Consider the following 14,445-nt stretch of genomic DNA (forward strand, 5'->3'; position numbering starts at 1 on the left):
GGTTACTCCGTGGGCACAGGAGCCGTCGTCGGAGCGGAAGGATCTTCGAGATTCCATGTCGCCGACACCGTGAGGCTCGCCTCGCCCTTGTTGGCGACGATGCCCAGGGTGAGGTCGTTGCCGACCTTGACGCCGAGGGAGACGGTGATCTGCTGGGGCCGCCGGTCCATGGTGAACACCGTGTCGTGCACCGACTGAAGGACGGGGACCAGCGGTTTGAGCACCTGCCGCAACGCGCCGCGAGTCGCCCGGGCGACCCGTCCCTGCCCGTCGCCCGCGACGGGCACGAGCGGAGCGGAGCCGGGTGTCGCCCCTGCGGCCGCGGAGCCGGCCAACGGACTGGGGAACACCTCCAGCAGCACAGCCTGGCCGTCGTCGAAGGTGAACTCCACAAAATCCCCCATGGCCCCAAGTATGGCAGCCGCAGTCCCACTTGACCCCAGGAACGGTCGCCTTCGGTAGGGATCTGGTGGCGAGGCAGTGCCTTGTGCCGTGCACTACAGGCGTCCCCAGGGGCGGCGGTGGCGCAGGGCCTGCCGGTCTGGCCGTCGTTATGGACATCTCTCCGCGACGTCACGGATCTCACGGGTCGCTACGTGTCTACAGGCCAACTGTTCGACGTGTGCCATGGACAGGCCGAGCCACTCGGGGCTTCGGGTGACTACTGATCGCGGCCATCAACGAGTGGCTGTGATCGCTACCGCTTGCGGCCCAGCAACTGCACTGCCTGCGACCGGTGACCGTTCATCGTCGCGACCTCGATCCGGTGCTCGTCCACCAGGTCGAAGTCCGAAAACAGGGCGCGAAGCTCCGCGATGTCGTGGTGCCGGCACACCGCGCCGTCGTCGGTCGCGAAGATCCCGTACGGTCCGCCGAATCGCCGGGCGTAGGCGGCGTAGCGGCCATGGTTTCGTTCGTCGTGCTGCAGGACCATGTCGCTGACGTAGAGCAGCCCGCCGGGCGCCAGGGCACGGCTCAGCTCGGCGACCAGAGCCCGCTGAGCATTGTCATCGGGGACGCACGTCAGCACCGCGAACAGCAGGACGACATCGAGGCTCGCCGACGCGCAAACCAGCTCCGGCGGGGACTCCAGAACGGCGAATCGCAGGTCAGGCCTCAACTGACGGCCCCGCTCGATCAGCGCGAGAGACAGGTCCACGCCGGACACGTCAGAGAAGCCGTGCCCGCTCAGTTCGGCCATGACTCGGCCGTATCCGCAGCCGTAGTCCAGAACCCGAGCGTTCGGACCCACCCCTGCCAACCAGCTGAGATTCACCGGATGGGTGAACGTCTTCGTCGCGCCGACGCTGTCCCAGTACGCGATCTGACTACCAAGGCCCTTCATACGTGTGCACCGTACGGCCCTCACCGGCTCGACACGGCACCGCTTGGTGGATTTCCGAGACAGGATCTGGCACAAGGGGCCCGTGCTCAACTCGAAGTTGAGCACAAGCCCCTACTGCCGTGACAGAGCATGTGCAGCGCGGTCTGCCCGGTCCTGTCGCAGGTAGGCGATGCCGTCGGTGGTGACGGCGGGACGTCCGCTGGTGGCACTGACGACGATCTTGATGGTGTGCTTGGCGGCCGAAGCCCAGGTCTGCTTCCAGGCCGCGAGGTGGGCTATGGAAGTCTTGGCGACAATCGGGGCATCCTCGCTGGTGCAGGTACCGATGACGGCGAAGCCCGTGGTGTTCGTGTTGAACCCCTCGGCCTGTGCACCGATCACCGGTCGGTCGATGCCGCCTTGCGTCCTTCGAAGAGCGTGCCGCACTTGTCGACCACGAAGTTGTAGCCGATGTCCTTCCAGGCTTGGTTCCGGTGCAGGGCGCACAGACCACGCATGACGGCCGGAGAGTCAGCGCAGGAATGTGTGTTGGTCTGGGCGGAGTGGTGGACGAAGACGGCGTTGGTGGTCGTGCCGTACCCGGATGCCTCGGTGTTGAGGGACTCGTCCTGCACTCCGCAGAACGAGATCTATGCAAGGAACGTGTACGCAAGGAATCGACAATAGCTTGCAGGATCCGTACTGATAGATGGAAGGAAGCGTCCGACGTCTTGTCCGGTCGTCCTGCCGCGCCTAATGTCCCGGTACGCAGCGGCACGGCCCGTTCCCGCCGTGCTGCCGTGCACCGAGCTGCCCTCGGTGACCTCCGCTCCTAGAGAAACGAGAATCCGATGGCGCGGTACACCAACCACGTGGCTGCGAAGCGGCTGAGAGGCCGTGCGCGAAGACCGGCTCGGACCCTCGTCGCGCTGACCGCGGTCGCCGCCGGACTCGTGCTCGGGCTCGGCGCTCCGGCCCCGGCGGCGTCGGGGCACGGTGGCAGTGAGGGCACCCCGGCGGTGACCCGGGCCGGGCTCGATCCCGCCCTCGTCGCGGGGCGGGGCGCCGCGGTGGACTTCGTCGAACAGGAGGCGGAGAACGCGGCGACGAACGGCACCGTCATCGGCCCCGACCGCACCGCCTACACGCTGCCCTCGGAGGCATCCGGCCGCACGGCGGTGCGCCTGAAGCCGGGCCAGTACGTCGAGTTCACCCTGCCGCGCGCGGCCAACGCTCTCACCGTGCGGTACAGCATCCCCGACGCACCCGAAGGCGGCGGCATCACCGCGCCCCTCGATGTCTCCGTGGGCGGCGGCCACCGCACCACGATGACCCTCACCTCGCAGTACTCCTGGCTCTACAACCAGTACCCGTTCAGCAACGACCCCCAAGGCGACCTGCTGCACCCCGACTGGTGGATCACCGAATGCGGTTGCGTTCCCGCCGCCACCAGCCCGACGCCCACCATCGACAAGCCGTTCAGGCCAAGCCACTTCTACGACGAACAGAGACTGCTGCTCGGCAAGCGGTACGCGGCCGGCGACACCGTCCGCCTCACCGCGCCCAAGAACAGCACCGCGGCCTGGACCGTGATCGACCTGCTCGACACACAACTCGTGGGCGCGCCGCATATCGAGAAGCACGCCGCGAACGTCATCGCGTTCGGGGCCGATCCCACCGGCAGGCGTGACGCGGGCGACGCCTTCGACCGGGCCATCGCCTCCGCCAGGAAACACCACCTCAAGGTGTACGTACCGCCGGGCACGTACCAGGTGAACCGTCACATCACCGTGGACGACGTGACGATCGTCGGGGCCGGCAGCTGGTACACCATCGTCAAGGGCCACCAGGTCACCCTCGACACCCCCGCCCCCGACGGCTCGGTTCACACCGGTGTGGGCTTCTACGGCAAGGACGCCGCGGACGGCGGCAGCCACGACGTCCACCTGTCAGGCTTCGCCGTCGAGGGCGACGTACGCGAACGCATCGACACCGACCAGGTCAACGCCATCGGCGGGGCACTCAGCGACTCGACGATCGACGGCCTCTACCTCCACCACACCAAGGTCGGCATGTGGTTCGACGGCCCGATGACCCGTCTGCGTGTCACCCGCACCGTGATTGCCGACCAGATCGCCGACGGCCTCAACTTCCATACCGGCGTGACCGATTCGAGTGTCTCCAACACCTTCGTCCGCAACACCGGCGACGACGGTCTGGCCATGTGGTCGGAGAAGACGGGCGACGCGCGCAACGTCTTCGCCCACAACACCGTGCAGACCCCGGTCCTCGCCAACGGCATCGCCCTGTACGGCGGCACCGACAACACGGTCACCGGCAACCTCATAGCCGACCCCATCAGAGAGGGCAGCGCCATCCAGGTCGGCTCCCGGTTCGGCGCGCAGCCGTTCACCGGACAGCTGAAGATCACGGACAACACCACAGTCCGTTCAGGGCCGTTCGAGCTCAACTGGAAGATCGGCCTGGGAGCCATCTGGTTCTACGCCCTGGAGCGGGACATCGACGCCGACATCCAGGTCACCGGCGACCATTTCCTCGACAACACCTACAACGCGATCATGCTGGTCTCCGACTTCCCGGTGAAGGACAAGTACGCGATCCGAGGCGTCCGTTTCAAGGACATCCGCGTGGACGGCACCGGTACCTCCGTGCTCAGCGCCCGCTCCGCCGGATCGGCGTCCTTCGAGAACGTGGACGCCCGTAACGTCGGCGCGGTCGGCATCAACAACTGCGGATCCTTCAACTTTCCCCCCTCCGGCTCCGAGTTCGCGGTGAACGACCTCGGCGGCAACGACGGAGGTGGCACGACCGGCCCCTGGCTGGCGTCCTGGGAACTGCCGAACACCATCACCTGCGACGACCGGCCCCCGGTGGCCCCGCCACCGGCCCCGGCACCTTGGTGAGGCACGCTGGGCGACGTAGTCACACCACCGCTCGCGGGGGGAGCGAAAGGGAGCGATACGTCCGGGTGGGAAAGGCGCTCGAAACCCTCGGGGCCGGTACCGGCCCCGAGGGCGAGCTGCCGAGTACGGCTGGGCCGTGGACGCGGTGCTCGGCATGCGCGTCCCGCCGGCGCCGCCCACCTGGTTGGCCGGTTCGCAGCGGTGGAGTCCGTAACCGTGCGGCAGTGGAATCGAGTTGCTGGCTCGGAGACCTGTCGGCCTGCTTGACTTGCGTGTATGTCGACGCCCCTTGGTGTGACCCGTCCGGGGCAGGCCTCGTACATGGTGCGGGCCGCGGCCAGCAACGCCGGCCGTGCCTACAAGCAGCAGCTCATCGACCTGTTGGACATTGCGCCTGGTCAGATCGTGCTGGACGTCGGCTGCGGCCCGGGTACCGACCTTCCTGCACTGGCTGAGCGAGTCGGTGAGGACGGCTCGGTGATCGGCGTCGACCGCGATCCGGCCATGCTCGCCCAAGCACGTGAACGGACCAGTGGCCTTCGCGGAGTGGAGATCCGGGAGGGCGACGTACACGCGCTTCCCATCGATCCGGAATCGGTGGATCGCGCCAAGATCGACCGGGTTCTGATGCATGTCGAGGAGCCCGACGCGGCTCTCGCTCAGTTGCACCGAGCCACTCGATCCGGGGCTCTGGTCGGGCTCGTCGAGCCCGACTGGGACACGTTGGCCGTCGATGCGGAGGACCGTCAGACCAGCCGCGACTTCACCCGGTACACCACGGAGGAAGTAGTCCGTAACGCCACCATCGGACGCAGCTTGGGCCGGTTCGCCGAGAGGGCGGGCTTCCGTGTGGAGACGGTGGTCGCGACGACACCGGTCTTCCGGGATTTCGCCGACGCGGACCACACGCTGGGGCTTGGCCGCAACATGCAGCAGGCCATCGACGACGGTTACGTGCAGCGGGACCGCGGCCGACGGTGGTTCGCCAGTCTCGCTGAGGGCTCCTTCTACGCCTCGTTCACCCTCGTCACCGTGATCTGTTCTCGGTGATCTGAGAATCGGTGGTCTCAACTGTCGGAACCGGCGTCGTGGCCGGCGGCCGATGTGGTCGTCGTGTCGGCTTTCGGGTGAGTGCCTTTTCGCATTCTCAGGTCGGCCCGGGCCGGCGGCCTCACTGCCGATGCGCGCGGCTCCGCCGCCCGGCGGGTCGCGGGGCGGCGGAGTGGTGACACGGCGCCTCGACGGTGCCGCGCGCAGGCGGTCAGTCCCGTCCGGCGCGCGGCAGGACCTGGACCGTGTCGCCGACGGCACGCTCGCCGGTGGTGTCGGACGTGACGTTGACGAGGCTGCCGTCGACGGCCATGGCGCTGGAGCCGCCGCCGTCCAGGTTGAGTGCCTGTACCGCGCCGAGTGAGCGCATGAACCGGGCGGCCTCCGCGAGCGTGAAGCCCTCGCTGACGCCGGGCTGCCGGCCGTCGACGGTCACGAGCAGCAGCCGCCCGCGACCGTCGACGCCGGCCAGGGTGCGCGGCTGGCGCACGTTGGACCAGGCGAACCCGAAGGAGAGGTCGAGCGGGTCGAGTGTGCCCTCGGCGGCTGCGTCGATGTGGACCCGGCCGTCCTCGACCAGGGTCGGGGCCGCGCTGACGACGCTGTCGTCGGGACCGAGCCGGACCTGCCTGCCCGAGGCGTCCCGCACTGTCTCCCGCAGCTCCAGCCGGCTGCCCGTCCCGGCGTGCTCGGTGAGCCAGGCGCCTGCGGCCCCGGTGCCCTGGAGGACCGAGCCGCCTGCGGGCACGGAGCCGCCCCGGACACCACGGGATACGACGACACCATGCCGGTCGAGGACCACCTGGACACCGGCGCCGGTCGGCAGGGGCGCCCCGAACTCGGAGGTGAACTTCACCAGGTCGGCCGCGAGCGAGCAGGTGACGTCCTGGCGGGGGAGTGCGGTGGGCACGGCGCCGGGGCGGCCGCAGTTGCGCACCTTGCCCGGGACCCGGTTGATGCCCTCCACCGCGCGGACGGCGGAACCGGAACGGACGGTCACGCCGGTGGACAGGTCCGCGACCCGGACGTGCCGTCCACCGTCGGCGAGGATCAGCGCGGCACGGGAACCGGCCGCCATGGACTGCAACTCGCCGCGCACCGCGGACAGCCCGGCCGAGGTGCCCTGGACGCCGTCCGCGTCGGAGGTGACGAAGAATCCGCCGTTGACGCCGACCAGGGAGCCCAGACGGGCGGCCACCGTGGAGGTCTTCTCGCGGTCGGCGGTGTCGCCGCCGTCGCTCACCTCGATCGTGCCGCGCAGCCGGGCCGGATCGACGACGGCGACATGGATGCGTTCCGCGTCGGCGCGGCGGCGTCCGTCGTAGCCCGTCCACTCGACCGAGGTACGGAATCCGGCTGCCGACATCGCCGAGGCCCGCGTCACCGCCTCGGCCTGTGTGGCGTACCGGCCGACCCTGACCTGCCACCCCATCGTGCCGTGCGGGGTGTCGGCGTACTGGTCCCACGTCACCCGCTCGACGCGCGGCGCGAATCCCGCGTCCCGCAACTGCCCGACAGCGGTGTCGGCCCAGCCGCGGTCACCCAGCGGGGCCCAGGTGGCGGCACCCGTCAGGCGGTTGACGGCCGGAGCCTGGACGGTGACGGTCCATACTCCGGCGGCCCGCGGGTCGCTGAGCACCCCGGTACGGACCTCGACCCCGGGCGCCACGTGCCGAGTGGTCCACGCGACGGCATCCGCGACGGTGTCCGCGGCGGGGTCCGCGGTCCGCGCGTTCGCGCCGGCCGGCGGAACGAACGCGAGCAGGGCCAGCGCGGTGCCCAGCACGAAACCCCGTCCCGCCTTCCGGCGCACTCCCCGTACCGCGTACCCGAACGTCTCGGCTCTGACAGACATGCCTCTCCTGACGTACGACTCGGCTCGTGCGGCGCCACCTGTCATACCCGCCCCGCCCTGCCATCCCAGACCCACGGGAAGGCCCCTGCGTGAAGTGGCGGACACGTGGTGGAAAAGCCTGTCTGACATCTGACACACCCTCATATGCCGCCCTGTGAGCGGGCATCCGCCCCGGCGACCTCCCCGTACCGTGCACGGCTGACCGGAAGCCGCGTCGCTCACCGTGCCCCGGGCTCGGGGGCCCCTGCCCGTGCGGTCGAGAAGGCGGGGTTGAGTTCAGGCGGCGTGTTGCCGTGCGTAGGCGGTGCCCGGGAAGGCCCCCGCCCTCAGATATGGACGGCACGTTCATTTCATGGTTATATGAACGAACCGTTCATATGGAAGCACCTGAAAAGGAGACCCCCATGAGCACACCCACCACCGACCGTGTCGCACTGGTCACCGGAGGCTCGGGCGGCATCGGCCGCATCGCGGCCGAGCGGCTCGCCAAGGACGGTTTCGCGGTCGCCGTGCAGTACGCGGGAAACAAGACCAGGGCCGAGGACACCGTGGCCGCGATCACCGCCGCCGGCGGCAGGGCCCTGGCAGTGGGAGGCGACGTCGCCGACGAACGTGCGATGAGCGCCGCGTTCGACGCGGTCGAGTCGGCCTTCGGCGGCATCGACGTGGTCGTGAACACCGCCGGCGTCATGGTGCTGGCACCGATCGCGACGTTCGACCTCGCCGACCTGGACCGGATGCACCGCACGAACATCCGCGGGACCTTCGTCGTCTCCCAGCAGGCGGCACGCAGGGTCCGCCCGGGTGGCGCGATCGTCAACATCTCGACCTCGGTGGTCCGCACCCAGCTGCCGGGCTACGGCGCCTACGTCGCCAGCAAGGCCGCAGTCGAGGGCCTGACCCTCATCCTGGCCCGTGAGCTGCGCGGCCGGGACATCACCGTCAACGCCGTCGCGCCCGGCCCCACCGCCACACCGCTGTTCCTGGACGGCAAGGACGATGCCACCATCGCCAACTTCGCCAAGGCGACCCCGCTCGAGCGGCTGGGCCGGCCCGAGGACATCGCCGAGGTCGTCTCGTTCCTGGCCGGCCCCGCGCGCTGGGTCAACGGACAGGTCCTCTACGCCAACGGCGGACTCGCCTGACCCCTGCCGCACACGCACCACCGTGCCCCTCCACCGTCACTGCGGAAAGGAACCACGTCCATGTCCACCACCGGCAACGTCGTCGTCATCACCGGCGCCTCCAGCTGTTTCGGAGCACTCACCGCCCGTGCGCTGGCGGACGCCGGCCACACCGTCTACGCCGGCATGCGCCAGACCACCGGCCGCAACGCTCCCCAGGTCCAGGCCGCCGCCGACTACGCCGACGAGCACCACGTCGACCTGCGGTCCATCGAGCTCGACGTGAATTCCCAGCTCTCGGTCGACAAGGCCGTCACACGGATCGAAGCCGAGCACGGCCACATAGACGTGCTGATCCACAACGCCGGACACATGGTGACCGGGCCGGCCGAGGCCTTCACCCCCGACCAGCTCGCCGAGCTCTACAACGTGAACGTCCTCTCCACCCAGCGCGTCAACCGCGCCGTGCTGCCGGGTATGCGCCGGCGCCGGCAAGGACTGGTGCTCTGGGTGTCCAGCACCAGCGTCAAAGGCGGCACCCCGCCCTACCTCGCCCCCTACTTCGCCGCCAAGGCGGCCATGGACTCCCTCGCGGTGTCCTACGCCGGCGAACTCGCCCGCTGGGGGGTGGAGACCTCGATCGTCGTCCCCGGCTCGTTCACCAACGGCACCAACCACTTCGCTCACTCCGGCCACCCCGACGACACCACCGTCGAGGCCGAGTACGAGAGCCGGTACCCCGGACTGATGGATCAGGTGGCGACAAAACTCGCCGCCCTCGCCCCCGAGGACGCGCCCGCGTCGCTCGTCTCCGACGAGATCGCCCGCATCGTCGCCCTGCCCGCCGGACGGCGCCCCTACCGCGTGCACATCGACCCTGCCGACGACGGATCCAAGGAGGTCTCCGAGACCGCCGACCGTATCCGCCGCGGCTTCCTCACCCGCATCGGCCTTGCCGACGTACTCGCCGTTCAGAGCTGAAAACCCCTGGCCCGGGACGGGGGGGACGTCAGGCCTTGCGCCCCCGCCCCACTCACGGAGGAGGCACCTACCATGAACATCATCGAGATCCCCGCCGCCATCCAGACCTTCGTCGAGGCGACCAACCAAGGCGACGCCGAGGCGTTCGCCGCCGCGTTCGCCCACGACGCCGAGCTCAACGACTGGGGTCGCGAGTTCCACGGCCGTGACGGCGTGCGCGCCTGGGACCGGACCGACAACATAGGCGTACAGGCACACTTCGCGCTGGACGCGATCGAGCCCGGCGCGTCATCCGACACCTATGTCGCAACCCTGACCGTGACCGGCAACGGCTACAACGGCACCGGCCCCATGACCTTCCGCCTGCGCGACGGGCTGATCGCGAGCCTGCGGATCGCTCCGTGACACCGCGCGTGCCATGACACGCGCAGACTCGACGCGGGCAAGCGCCCACCTGCAAACCGACTCGACACGACCCCCGGCAACCGAGCAGGAGCACACATGGCGAACGACGCGAACCGACCCGCTGCCGGGGAGGGCAACGCTCGCGGACGGGGGCGCCGGCCCGCGGACGAGGTCCGGGCAGACGTTCTGCGCACCGTCGGGGACCTGCTGCTCAGCGAGGGCGTCGGCGACCTCACCTTCGAACGTGTCGCCCGGGCATCGGGCGTCAGCAAGACCACCCTCTACAAATGGTGGCCCTCCAGAGGTGCGCTCTCCCTGGACGGCTACTTCCACGCCGTCGAGGACACGCTCGCCTTCCCCGACACCGGGGACATCCGCGCCGACCTGCTCGCCCAGCTCCGCGCCTTCGCCCAGGTCATGACCCAGACCCCGGGCGGTCGCATACTGGCCGAGCTCATCGGCGAGTCGCAGACGGACCAGGACCTGGCCACCGCTTACCGGAAGCTGTACTCGTCGCAGCGGCGCCGGCTGGCGGGAGAACGCCTCCACCGAGCCCAGGAGCTCGGCCAGATCCGCACCGACGTCGACGTGCAGATCCTCGTCGACCAGCTCTGGGGCGCCGTCTACCACCGGCTGCTCATCCCCGACGAACCCGTCACCGACGACTTCATCATCGGACTCGTGAACAACCTGTTGGACGGAGTCCGCCCGAAGTAGTCCGGTGATGAACCCGGTGACAGCGGCGGGAATGCGGTCCGCCGCCGTCCGAAAGACGGCGGCGGACCGTACCCCTCTCATGGACGGCGGCGGACCGCACCCTTTTCACGGACGGCGCAGGTCACTCGGCGCAGCGCGGGGAGGCGTTCGCCGGTTCCGGGCGGGTGTCAGGCGCACCCGGCCGGGGTGGCCCGTGAGGCGTCGGAGATCAGCGCCTGTTGGGCCGTCCTGAGCCGCTGGACGTCGGGCTTGACGACCTTGCGGTCGTACGTCAGCAGGCCGTTGAGCTCACCCTCCACGTCCGAGATCTGGGTGTACACCGCGCCGTTGCCGCCCTTGCAGGCCAGCGCGTGGACCTCGGCGAGCTTGGCCAGGTAGTCGTCGGTGTAGGTCGCCGGGTCGACGTCGACGTACGACTGCTGTACGGACCAGGCGTGTCCCGGTACGGCCAGGCCGAGGCCGCCGTACTCACCGCTGACCAGGGCACGCCGGCCGTCGGGGTGGGGCGGCAGGGCCGGACTGGGATAGCCGTGTTCGTCCATGATGTCGCCGGTGCCGCCGTCGTCGCCGAGGTTGAGCCCGGACATGGAGTTGACCAGCCGGGTCGGGTCCCAGGACTTGGCCTGGTCGGCGATGCGGGCCATGTCGTACTGGCCCCAGCCCTCGTTGAAGGTGACCCACATGACGACCGACGGGCTGCTGAAGTGCTCGTCGATCATCTGCTTCATCTCGCGCTCGTACTCGGAGCGAGCCTGGGCGGACGGGTTCACTCCGGCCGTCATCGCGGGCATGTCCTGCCACACCATCAGGCCGAGCCGGTCGGCCCAGTAGAACCAGCGGTCGGGCTCGACCTTGATGTGCTTGCGCACCGCGTTGAAGCCCATGCTCTTGTGCATCTTCAGGTCGTAGGCGAGAGCCTCGTCCGTCGGGGAGGTGTACAGGCCGTCCGGCCAGAAGCCCTGGTCCAGAGTGGCCATCATGAAGATCGGCTTGCCGTTGAGGAGGGTGCGCGGGACACCGTTCACCTTCTCGACCTTGATCGACCGCATCCCGAAGTAGCTGCCGACCCGATCGGCTCCGACGCTCACCTTCAGGTCGTAGAGGAACGGGTCGTCGGGCGACCACAGACGCGGGTTCCGGATGCGCAGGGTCAGAGGTGTGCCGCTGCGGCCGGTGACGGTGGCCACCTTGCGCTTGCCCTCGTAGGCCGTCGCCGTGACCGGCAGGCCGTCGCGGACGCCCTGCGGCTCGACGGTGAGGGTGCCGGCGTCGACGTTCGGAGTGAGCTTGAGCTGGTCGACATGGTCGGCGGCCACCGGTTCCATCCACACCGTCTGCCAGATACCGGAGGTCGGCGTGTACCAGATGCCGCTGGGGTCCAGGCGCTGCTTGCCGACCGGCGGGTTCTCACCGTCGGCCGCGTCGGTGGGGTCGTAGACGCCGACGATCAGCTCCTGGGTGCGGCCGGGCTTGAGGGCGTCGGTGACGTCGGCGCTGAACTTGTCGTATCCGCCCTGGTGTTCGGCCACCTTGGTGCCGTTGACATACACCTCCGCTCGCCAGTCGACCGCGCCGAAGTTCAGTTGCAGCCTCTTGCCGGAGCCGATCTTCCAGCCGGCCGGGACGGTGAAGGTACGCCGGTACCACATGCGGTCCTCGTACCGTTCGAGCCCGGACAGCTGCGACTCGACGGGGTACGGGACGAGGATCTTCTCGCCGAGCTTCCTGCCGACCGGCGGCTGTTCTCCCGCCGTGGCTGCGGCGAACTGCCAGGTGCCGTTGAGGTTCTGCCAGGCACCACGCGTGAGCTGGGGCCTCGGATACTCCGGGTGGGCGTTGCCCGGCCCGACCTTGTCGGCCCACTTGGTGCGCAACTCGTACGTCGACCTGTTGGCACCGCTGCTCCAGAAGGAGTTGACAACGTTGCCACCGGTGCCGGTCAAGCCGCCTTGACCGTCGTAGCGCACGTCGGCGAGACCTGACGCGGTGCCGGTCTTGTTGCCGACGACGGGCTCCTTCAGCGTGATCAGCAGCCTCCGGGGGTCGGCGGAGTCCAGCCGGGCATCCCCGAGGGGCCAGGCGGCGCCCCCGATCACGGCGTCGAGGTGGTCGCCGAGACCGGCCGCCGGCGCGCCGAGCGGCTGCGCGAACTCGAGCGCGAGGGTACGGCCGCTCGCCAGCACGGCGGTGGAGACGGCTCCGTCGTAGTCGTAGCCGTCGGGCAGGCGGAACGCGGACTGCGGTACGGCGGTCTTGGTGCCGCCGGGCGGGGTCCAGCGCAGGTGGAGGTTGGAGCCGCCGTAGTGCTCGAAGTACTCGACCTTGATGTCGTAGGCCTTGTTCGCTGTCAACACGACCGGCTGGCCGGTCTGTTCGCGGTCCCAGTCGTCGACCCAGTGGTCGATGACGAGCTGCCCGTCGACCCACAGCCGGAAGCCGTTGTCGCCGATGATGGAGAAGGTTGTGGGGCCGGTCTTCTCCGGGACGATCTTCCCGGTCCAGCGGACGCTGACGTCGTCCGACTGGCCGGTGGCGAAGTTCAGACGCGGCTCCAGGGTGTCGAAGTCGAGGTTCGGGTCGAACCCGGTGGCTTTGAGCTCGTGGAAGTCGAAGGCGCCGGGGGCGGACTGGGTGTAGTACTCGCCCTTGAGGCCGTGGACTTCGACGGGGTCGTCGGCCGCGGTGGCGGCGGGTGCCGCGGTGAGGCCGGCAAGGCCCAGTGCCGCGGCGAGCAGCAGGGCGAGGCGCTGTCCGAGAGGTCTGATGCGCACGAATCCTCCTTGGGTGAGGAAGGGTGGCGGCTCGTTGCTTCTGTCTGTACAACGTTGGAAGGAACGGCAGTTGGCATGAGAGCACGGCTCTCGACCTCTGTCCAGGGGCATGACAATCCCCGGGGTACGGGGCACTCATCGATGCTGAGGAGATCCCTTGCGGGTCAGCCTGAGGGACGTGGCGGAACGCGCGGGCGTTTCGATCAAGACCGTGTCCAACGTAGTGAACAACTATCCGCACGTCACCCCGGCCACGCGCGCCAGGGTGCAGGCGGCGATCGACGAGCTGGGCTACCGGCCCAATCTGACCGCGCGACATCTGCGCAAGGGCCGGACGGGGATCATCGCGCTCGCCGTTCCCGAGCTCGGCAACCCGTACTTCGCGGAGCTGGCCGGCGCCGTGATCGACGCGGCCGCGGAGCACGAGTTCACCGTCCTGCTCGACCACACGCGGGGCGAGCGCGAACAGGAGATCCTGGTCAGCCAGGGATTCCGGGGCGGTGTGATCGACGGGCTGATCCTCAGCCCACTGACCCTGGAGGCCGAGGATCTGCAGGGCCGCTCCGGCGACGTACCGCTGGTGCTGCTCGGTGAGCGCGAGTACGGCCTGCCCTTCGACCACATCGCGATCGACAACGTGGCGGCGGCCCGGTGCGCGGTGCGTCATCTGCTGGGCCGTGGCCGGACTCGGATCGCCTACCTCGGCGTGCGCACCGATTCCGTGAACCAGCCCGCCCACCTGCGACTGGACGGCTGGCGGGCGGAGTTGGCGGCGGCCGGGGTGCCCGCGCCGGACAGCCTGGTGGTGCCGGTCGGCGGCTGGGACCGGGACGACGGGGCGCGTGCGATGGCCGAGTTGCTGGACTCCGGCGTGCGTCCGGACGCCGTCTTCGCCTTCAACGACCTGATCGCGATCGGGGCGATGCGGGTGCTGCACGAGCGGGGTCTGCGGGTGCCCTGGGACGTGGCGGTGGTGGGTTTCGACGACATCGCGGAGGGGCGTTTCGGCGCCGTCACGCTGACGACGGTGTCGCCGGACAAGCAGGCCATCGCGAAGATGGCCGTGGCCTCGCTGCTGCGCAGTCTTTCGGGCCGCGAGGAGCCCGGCGGGCGCGAACTGACCGCGAAGTTCGAGCTCGTCGAGCGGGAGAGCACCTTGGGCCGACGGTGACGAGATATCGGACGGAAGGCTTTACACGGCTCTTCCAACGATGTAAAAACCTCCCCTGAACGACGAGCACGCCGAGTTGACGCAAGAGCAAGCCTCCCCGAGAGCGCTCTCAGCTCCGGGGCC

The 14,445-nt window shown here is 69.3% G+C and carries 13 protein-coding genes; 7 read left to right on the plus strand and 6 right to left on the minus strand.

Annotation, left to right across the window (positions count from 1 at the left end):
• Positions 1 to 2: 2 nt before the first annotated feature.
• From ACWGJB_RS41345 to ACWGJB_RS41360, 4 genes are all read right to left on the minus strand, one after another.
• The gene (locus ACWGJB_RS41345; RefSeq protein ID WP_453385174.1) at positions 3 to 404 is read right to left on the minus strand and encodes a CU044_2847 family protein; all 402 of its coding nucleotides are present in this window, start codon (positions 402 to 404) and stop codon (positions 3 to 5) included.
• Between the two features lie 293 nt (positions 405 to 697).
• Positions 698 to 1,345 (minus strand): class I SAM-dependent methyltransferase, encoded by a 648-nt coding sequence (locus ACWGJB_RS41350; RefSeq protein ID WP_453385175.1) that lies wholly within the window; start codon positions 1,343 to 1,345, stop codon positions 698 to 700.
• A 111-nt stretch (positions 1,346 to 1,456) separates the two neighbouring features.
• Positions 1,457 to 1,726 carry a hypothetical protein gene (locus tag ACWGJB_RS41355; RefSeq protein ID WP_453385176.1) on the minus strand — a complete coding sequence of 90 codons (270 nt, stop codon included), beginning with the start codon at positions 1,724 to 1,726 and terminating at the stop codon, positions 1,457 to 1,459.
• Entirely contained in the window at positions 1,723 to 1,959 is a 237-nt protein-coding gene (locus ACWGJB_RS41360) for a hypothetical protein (RefSeq protein ID WP_453385177.1), read from the minus strand. The genes ACWGJB_RS41355 and ACWGJB_RS41360 overlap by 4 nt, the downstream gene beginning before the upstream one ends.
• Positions 1,960 to 2,175: 216 nt before the next feature.
• Here ACWGJB_RS41360 and ACWGJB_RS41365 point away from each other — a divergent pair, with 216 nt between their 5' ends.
• Together ACWGJB_RS41365 and ACWGJB_RS41370 are read left to right on the plus strand one after the other, a co-directional pair.
• Positions 2,176 to 4,248 carry a glycosyl hydrolase family 28-related protein gene (locus tag ACWGJB_RS41365; RefSeq protein ID WP_453385178.1) on the plus strand — a complete coding sequence of 691 codons (2,073 nt, stop codon included), beginning with the start codon at positions 2,176 to 2,178 and terminating at the stop codon, positions 4,246 to 4,248.
• 321 nt (positions 4,249 to 4,569) lie between these two features.
• Complete coding sequence (locus ACWGJB_RS41370; protein WP_453385179.1) at positions 4,570 to 5,298, plus strand: methyltransferase domain-containing protein; 729 nt, start codon at positions 4,570 to 4,572, stop codon at positions 5,296 to 5,298.
• Positions 5,299 to 5,509: 211 nt separating this feature from the next.
• Here the strand turns inward: ACWGJB_RS41370 and ACWGJB_RS41375 are convergent, their stop codons facing one another.
• The gene (locus ACWGJB_RS41375; RefSeq protein ID WP_453385180.1) at positions 5,510 to 7,153 is read right to left on the minus strand and encodes a phosphodiester glycosidase family protein; all 1,644 of its coding nucleotides are present in this window, start codon (positions 7,151 to 7,153) and stop codon (positions 5,510 to 5,512) included.
• A 404-nt stretch (positions 7,154 to 7,557) separates the two neighbouring features.
• Here ACWGJB_RS41375 and ACWGJB_RS41380 point away from each other — a divergent pair, with 404 nt between their 5' ends.
• From ACWGJB_RS41380 to ACWGJB_RS41395, 4 genes are all read left to right on the plus strand, one after another.
• Positions 7,558 to 8,298 carry an SDR family oxidoreductase gene (locus tag ACWGJB_RS41380; protein ID WP_453385181.1) on the plus strand — a complete coding sequence of 247 codons (741 nt, stop codon included), beginning with the start codon at positions 7,558 to 7,560 and terminating at the stop codon, positions 8,296 to 8,298.
• A gap of 60 nt (positions 8,299 to 8,358) precedes the next feature.
• Positions 8,359 to 9,258 carry an SDR family oxidoreductase gene (locus ACWGJB_RS41385; protein WP_453385182.1) on the plus strand — a complete coding sequence of 300 codons (900 nt, stop codon included), beginning with the start codon at positions 8,359 to 8,361 and terminating at the stop codon, positions 9,256 to 9,258.
• Positions 9,259 to 9,330: 72 nt separating this feature from the next.
• Positions 9,331 to 9,663, plus strand: a complete 333-nt coding sequence (locus tag ACWGJB_RS41390; protein WP_453385183.1) for a nuclear transport factor 2 family protein — start codon at positions 9,331 to 9,333, stop codon at positions 9,661 to 9,663.
• 96 nt (positions 9,664 to 9,759) lie between these two features.
• The gene (locus tag ACWGJB_RS41395; protein WP_453385184.1) at positions 9,760 to 10,380 is read left to right on the plus strand and encodes a TetR/AcrR family transcriptional regulator C-terminal ligand-binding domain-containing protein; all 621 of its coding nucleotides are present in this window, start codon (positions 9,760 to 9,762) and stop codon (positions 10,378 to 10,380) included.
• A gap of 167 nt (positions 10,381 to 10,547) precedes the next feature.
• Here ACWGJB_RS41395 and ACWGJB_RS41400 read toward each other — a convergent pair whose 3' ends face one another.
• Complete coding sequence (locus tag ACWGJB_RS41400) at positions 10,548 to 13,151, minus strand: PA14 domain-containing protein (RefSeq protein ID WP_453385185.1); 2,604 nt, start codon at positions 13,149 to 13,151, stop codon at positions 10,548 to 10,550.
• A gap of 157 nt (positions 13,152 to 13,308) precedes the next feature.
• On the opposite strand from ACWGJB_RS41400, the gene ACWGJB_RS41405 reads away from it, so the two are divergent.
• Positions 13,309 to 14,322, plus strand: coding sequence for a LacI family DNA-binding transcriptional regulator (locus ACWGJB_RS41405; RefSeq protein WP_453385186.1), 1,014 nt, complete (start codon positions 13,309 to 13,311; stop codon positions 14,320 to 14,322).
• Positions 14,323 to 14,445: the final 123 nt, after the last annotated feature.

The organism is Streptomyces sp. NPDC054813, assembly GCF_053611365.1.